The following is a 5,241-nucleotide window of genomic DNA, read 5'->3' as shown; positions in this document are numbered from 1 at the left end:
GCGGGCGGGGCCCGTCGGATGGGACCTCCCACCGAAAGCGGGCGGGAACGGGCAGAATGCGGACCGGACCTGTCAGGGAGTGGCAGGCGGCGAGGGAAGGTGTGAGGGATGTCGGAGGCCAGCAACCCGGTGCCGGCCGGGGGAGCGGCCGGTCGGGCCGAGCGGGCGGCACAGCGGCGGGCGGCGGCGTCGAAGTACGCGCTGCTGCCGCTGCGGCTCTTCCTCGGCGTCACCTTCGTCTACGCGGCCCTCGACAAGCTCTCCGACGCGCACTTCCTGGCCGGGGCGGGCGACCCGGCCTCCTTCGTCTCGCAGACCCAGGCCGCCAAGGCGGGCGGCAGCCCGATCGCCTTCCTGCTCGGCCCGGCCCTCGACCACCCCACCCTGTTCGCGCTCGTCATCGCCTTCGGCGAGCTGGCGGTGGGCCTCGGCACCCTGGTCGGCCTCTGGGGCCGGGCCGCCGCGCTCGGCGGCGCGCTGCTCAACCTCAGCCTCTGGCTGACCGTGAGCTGGAGCGTCTCGCCGTACTACCTCGGCAACGACCTGGCGTACCTGATGGCCTGGACCCCGCTGGTGCTGGCCGGCACGCCGTACCTGTCGGTGGACGGCTACCTGGCCAGCCGGGCCGGCCGGGACCGCGCCCGCGGGCTGGGCGAGGACCACGTCAAGCGCCGGGCCCTGGTGGACGGGGGGATCGCGGCGGTCGCGATCGGCGGGGCCGGGCTGCTCACCGGCTCGCTGACCCGGACCTTCGGCCGGGACGAGCCGGCCGCCCCCAAGGAGTCGGCGGCCCCGGTCTCCACCGCCCCGACGGCGGCCGCCCCGGCGGTGGCCGCCGCGAGCGTGCCGGTCGGCGGCTCGGCCCAGGTCAAGGACCCGGCCACCGGGGACGCCGTCTACATCGTGCAGCCCAAGGCCGGCCAGTACTGCGCCTTCTCCGCGGTCTGCACCCACTCCGGCTGCGCCGTGGACGCGCCGAAGAACGGGCAGCTGTACTGCCCCTGCCACGGCTCCCGGTTCGACGCCGCGACCGGCGCGGTGGTCAACGGGCCCGCGGTCAAGCCGCTGTCCAAGTACGCCGTCACCAAGGACGGCGACCAGCTGACCCTGGGCCCGCAGCAGAGCTGAGGCCCGGGGAGCCCGCCGTCACTCCTCCCGGTCGGGCCGGCCGCGCCGGGCCACCGCCGCGACCGCGCCGGCCAGGCCGCCGACGCCGAGCACGATGAGGGCGACCGGGACGACGATCCGCCCGTTCACCGACTGGTGGTTGACGGCCGCGATCAGGTAGAGCACCGCGATCACGGTGAACAGCGCGCCCGCGATCAGCGAGAACACGTCGAGCCGGTGCTTCCTCACTGCTGGACCACCTTGATGTTGCCGAGCCCGATTCCGAGTTCGAGATTGAGGGTGCCCTTGGCCGGCTGCCCGTTGGCAGGGCCGATCAGGTAGTTGTGCCGCCCGGTGGTGTCGCCCTGCTCGCCGGGGACGGAGACGTTGCCGAGGCCGACCCGCGCCACCAGGTTCACCGTCACGTCGTCCGGCACGACGACCAGCATCTCGCCGGCGCCGAGGTCGGCCTTGGTGGAGAGGGTGGCCCCGGCCGGGTCGATCGCGGACAGGTCCAGCCTGACGTCCCCGGCACCCAGGTTGTAGCGGTCGCGCAGGTCGGCCGCCGAGGCGACGGTCCAGGCGCGGTCGCCGACGGCGTCGCTCACCGAGGTCGGCGAGTGGCCGACGAAGGCCAGCGCCAGGGTGAGCAGCAGACCGGTCACCGCCAGCCGACGGGCCCGGCCGAACTTCGCGCCGACCAGCAGCGTCAGGCCCACCACCAGCAGGGCGGCGGCCAGGATCGCCGTGCCCCGCAGGGCGGGGTTGTGGTGGCCGCCGGAGGAGGCGCCCCAGACCGCGGCACCGGCGCCGACCGCCAGCAGGAAGCCGAAGAAGCCGAGCGCCGAGCGCTCCCGGGGGCGCCGCACGGCGGCGGGCTCGGGGCGGCGCTGGGCGCGCTCCTTGCGCAGTGGGTCGCCCTCGGGCAGGTCGGTGCGCTGCCACCAGGGCCGGGCCGGGCCGCCGACGGGCGGCGTGGGATTGCCGAAGGGGGGGAGCGGGGTGCCGTACGGCGGGGTCGGGGCGGCGGAGGCGCTGCCGTACGGGTTGCGCTCGGGGTGGCGCGGGTCCCAGAGGTAGCCGCCGGAGCCGGCGGCCGGGCCCGCGGGGTGCTCGGCCCGGGCCGCCGGCTCGTCCTGCTCCGGGCGCGGCCAGCGGTACGCCCCGCCGGCGGCCGCGGTGTCCTCGGACTCGGGGAAGTGCCGGTCGTACGGGCCGCCCCGGCGGCGCTCGCGCCCCCGGTGCCGACGGGCCGGGTCGTAGCGCACCGCCAGGAAGACCAGGCCGCCGAGCAGCAGCAGCGGGAACATCTGGTCGCCGTCGCCCATCGAGGAGAAGAACACCCCGGTGCCGATCACGGTCAGCAGCACCGCGCCGACCGACTGGCCGTCCACCCGCCCGGTGAGCACCCGCTGGAGCTCGGTGCGCCCGCCGCGGCCCTTGGCCTCGCCGTCGGTCGGGACGATCAGCCAGGCCAGGCCGTACAGGAACAGCCCGAGGCCGCCGGAGAGGCAGAGCACCACCGTGACGACCCGGAAGACCACCGGGTCGATGTCCAGGTGCCGGCCGAGGCCGCCGCAGACGCCGGCCACCACGCGGCGGTGCTCGGCCCGGGTCAGCGGCGGGCGGTCCGGTTCCGGCGGGGCGGAGGGCCCGGCCTCCTCGATGCGGGGGTCATCGGTCATGGACACCATCCTTCCGGCAGGACGGGCCCGGCCCAACCGGGTCCACCCCGGTCCGTACCCTGACTTGTCCCTGATACGGGATGGGGACACACCCTGATGCGCCCGCGGGTGCGCGCGTGGAACCATCGGTGGCGTGGCAGCCCCCGGTACCGATCCCCGATCCGTCGCCCCCGACCCCGCGCCGTCGGCCGGCGCCGACCCGAACGCCCCCGACGACGGGAAACCGCCCTACCGGCGGCTCTACCGAAGCCCGCAGGGGCGGATGCTCGGCGGCGTCGCGAACGGCCTGGCGGTGCACCTCGGGCTGCCGGTGCGGTGGGTGCGGCTCGCCTTCGTCCTGCTGTTCTTCGCGCAGGGGATCGGCGCCCTGCTGTACGCCGCGTTCTGGTTCGTGGTGCCGATCGGCATCGGCGAGCCCTCGCAGCGCGGCGGCGCCCAGTGGGTGTACCTCAACGGGGCGTTCGTCCCGGCCTCGCCCGGGATGCAGGGCGGCCCGCTGAGCAAGGGCGGCGGCCAGGCCGCCGGCTGGCTCGGCCGGATGCGCCGGCTGCTCCAGCACACCCTCCAGGGCGAGCCGGTGACCGCCCCCGTGGAGGGCGAGGAGGAGACCGCGCCGGCCGGCAAGGGCGGGCAGGGCGGCCTCGGCCAGCTCTCCGCGCTGGTGATGACGGTGATCGGTCTGATCGCCCTGCTGAACGTGCTCGGCCTGCAGACCGCCAAGCCGTACACCTGGCCGCTGCTGGCGATCGGCGTCGGCGTGGCGCTGGTCTGGCGGCAGGCCGACGACTCGCGCTGGCAGCGCTGGTTCGGCATCGAGGAGGGCGAGAAGCGGCGCGGCGCCTACACCCGGGTCGGCGCCGGCGTGCTGCTCGCCGTGGCCGGCACCATCGCGCTGCTCGCCATGCAGGGCGACGGTTCCACGCTCGGCTCGGTGGTCGAGGCCTCGCTCGCGGTGCTGGCCGGTGTGCTGGTGCTGCTCGGCCCGTACGGCCTGCGGCTCTGGCAGGACCTCGGCGCCGAACGGACCGCGCGCATCCGGGCCCAGGAACGGGCCGAGATCGCCGCGCACATCCACGACTCCGTGCTGCACACCCTGACCCTGATCCAGCGCCGGGCCGAGGACCCCAAGGAGGTGCTGCGGCTGGCCCGCTCGCAGGAGCGCGAGCTGCGGCTGTGGCTGTACCGCCCGGAGGCCGCCGCCGAGGCCGCGCCGGACACCATGGCGGAGTCGCTGCGGGCGGCCGTCGCCGAGGTCGAGGACCGGCACGGCGTCCCGGTCGAGCTGGTGATCGTCGGCGACTGCCCGATGGACGAGCGGATCGCGGCACAGATGCAGGCCGCGAGGGAGGCGACCGTCAACGCGGCCAAGTACGGTGGCGGGGGACCGGTCCAGGTCTACGCCGAGGTCGAGGGGAGGACGGTGTCGGTGTTCGTCCGCGACCACGGGCCCGGCTTCGACCCCGACACGGTGCCGGAGGACCGGATGGGCGTACGGGAGTCGATCATCGGCCGGATGAAGCGCAACGGCGGCACCGCTCGGGTGCGGCCGGCGGCGGGCGGCGGTACCGAGGTCGAGCTGGAGATGGAGAGAACGAATGACTGAGGCAGCTCCGGAGCGCACGGCCAGGGTCGTGCTGGTGGACGACCACCGGATGTTCCGGACGGGGGTCAGGGCCGAGATCGGCCGTACCGAGGTGACCGGCATCGACGTCGTCGGCGAGGCGGACGACGTGGACTCGGCGGTCCGCGTGGTCGCCGAGACCAGGCCCGACGTGGTGCTGCTCGACGTCCACCTGCCGGGCGGCGGCGGCGTCGAGGTGCTGCGCCGATCGGCCGGGGTGATGGGCGAGCAGGGAGGGGTGAAGTTCCTGGCGCTGTCGGTGTCGGACGCCGCCGAGGACGTCATCGGCGTCATCCGCGGCGGCGCGCGCGGCTACGTCACCAAGACCATCACCGGCACCGACCTGGTCAACGCGGTCTTCCGGATCGCCGACGGCGACGCGGTGTTCTCGCCCCGGCTGGCCGGCTTCGTGCTGGACGCCTTCGCGGCCACCGACACCCCGCCGGTCGACGAGGACCTGGACCGGCTCACCCAGCGCGAGCGCGAGGTGCTGCGGCTGATCGCCCGCGGCTACGCCTACAAGGAGATCGCCAAGCAGCTGTTCATCTCGGTGAAGACGGTCGAGAGCCACGTCTCCGCCGTGCTCCGCAAGCTCCAGCTGAGCAACCGCCACGAGCTGACCCGCTGGGCCACCGCCCGCCGCCTGGTCTGACCGGGGACCGCCGGGCCCGCCCCCCCCCGCGTGCGCCGGGGGGGCGGGGGTGTGGGGGGGGGTGGGGGGGGGGGGTCGGGGCGGTCGCTGGCGGGGCCGGTGGGGGGTTGTTGGATGTGGAATGAGGATGAATTCCGCCGGTACTTCGGTGGGGTTGTTTTGGCGGATTGGTTTCC

5 protein-coding genes and 1 pseudogene are annotated in these 5,241 nt (G+C 75.2%); 4 read left to right on the top strand and 2 right to left on the bottom strand.

What is annotated here, in order from left to right; genetic code table 11:
• Positions 1-108: 108 nt before the first annotated feature.
• Positions 109-633 (top strand): annotated as a pseudogene (locus ACFRMQ_RS37700) (DoxX family protein); the annotation flags it as partial.
• A 48-nt stretch (positions 634-681) separates the two neighbouring features.
• Positions 682-1,128: a Rieske (2Fe-2S) protein gene (locus tag ACFRMQ_RS37695; protein WP_380735384.1), complete on the top strand. Its 447-nt coding sequence runs from the start codon at positions 682-684 to the stop codon at positions 1,126-1,128.
• Between the two features lie 18 nt (positions 1,129-1,146).
• Here the strand turns inward: ACFRMQ_RS37695 and ACFRMQ_RS37690 are convergent, their stop codons facing one another.
• A complete protein-coding gene (locus ACFRMQ_RS37690; RefSeq protein ID WP_380735382.1) occupies positions 1,147-1,356 on the bottom strand; it encodes a hypothetical protein in 210 nt (69 codons plus the stop codon).
• Positions 1,353-2,792, bottom strand: coding sequence for a PspC domain-containing protein (locus ACFRMQ_RS37685; RefSeq protein WP_380735380.1), 1,440 nt, complete (start codon positions 2,790-2,792; stop codon positions 1,353-1,355). The genes ACFRMQ_RS37690 and ACFRMQ_RS37685 overlap by 4 nt, the downstream gene beginning before the upstream one ends.
• A gap of 133 nt (positions 2,793-2,925) precedes the next feature.
• On the opposite strand from ACFRMQ_RS37685, the gene ACFRMQ_RS37680 reads away from it, so the two are divergent.
• The gene (locus tag ACFRMQ_RS37680; protein WP_380735379.1) at positions 2,926-4,395 is read left to right on the top strand and encodes a PspC domain-containing protein; all 1,470 of its coding nucleotides are present in this window, start codon (positions 2,926-2,928) and stop codon (positions 4,393-4,395) included.
• The gene (locus ACFRMQ_RS37675) at positions 4,388-5,065 is read left to right on the top strand and encodes a LuxR C-terminal-related transcriptional regulator (RefSeq protein ID WP_380735377.1); all 678 of its coding nucleotides are present in this window, start codon (positions 4,388-4,390) and stop codon (positions 5,063-5,065) included. Before ACFRMQ_RS37680 ends, ACFRMQ_RS37675 begins: the two co-directional genes overlap by 8 nt.
• The last annotated feature ends 176 nt before the right edge of the window (positions 5,066-5,241 follow it).

This window comes from Kitasatospora sp. NPDC056783 (assembly GCF_042789895.1).
In the GTDB taxonomy this organism is placed as follows: Bacteria; Actinomycetota; Actinomycetes; order Streptomycetales; family Streptomycetaceae; genus Kitasatospora.
Note: the sequence above shows the minus strand (reverse complement) of the source record. Positions and strands in the feature narration are given on the sequence as shown.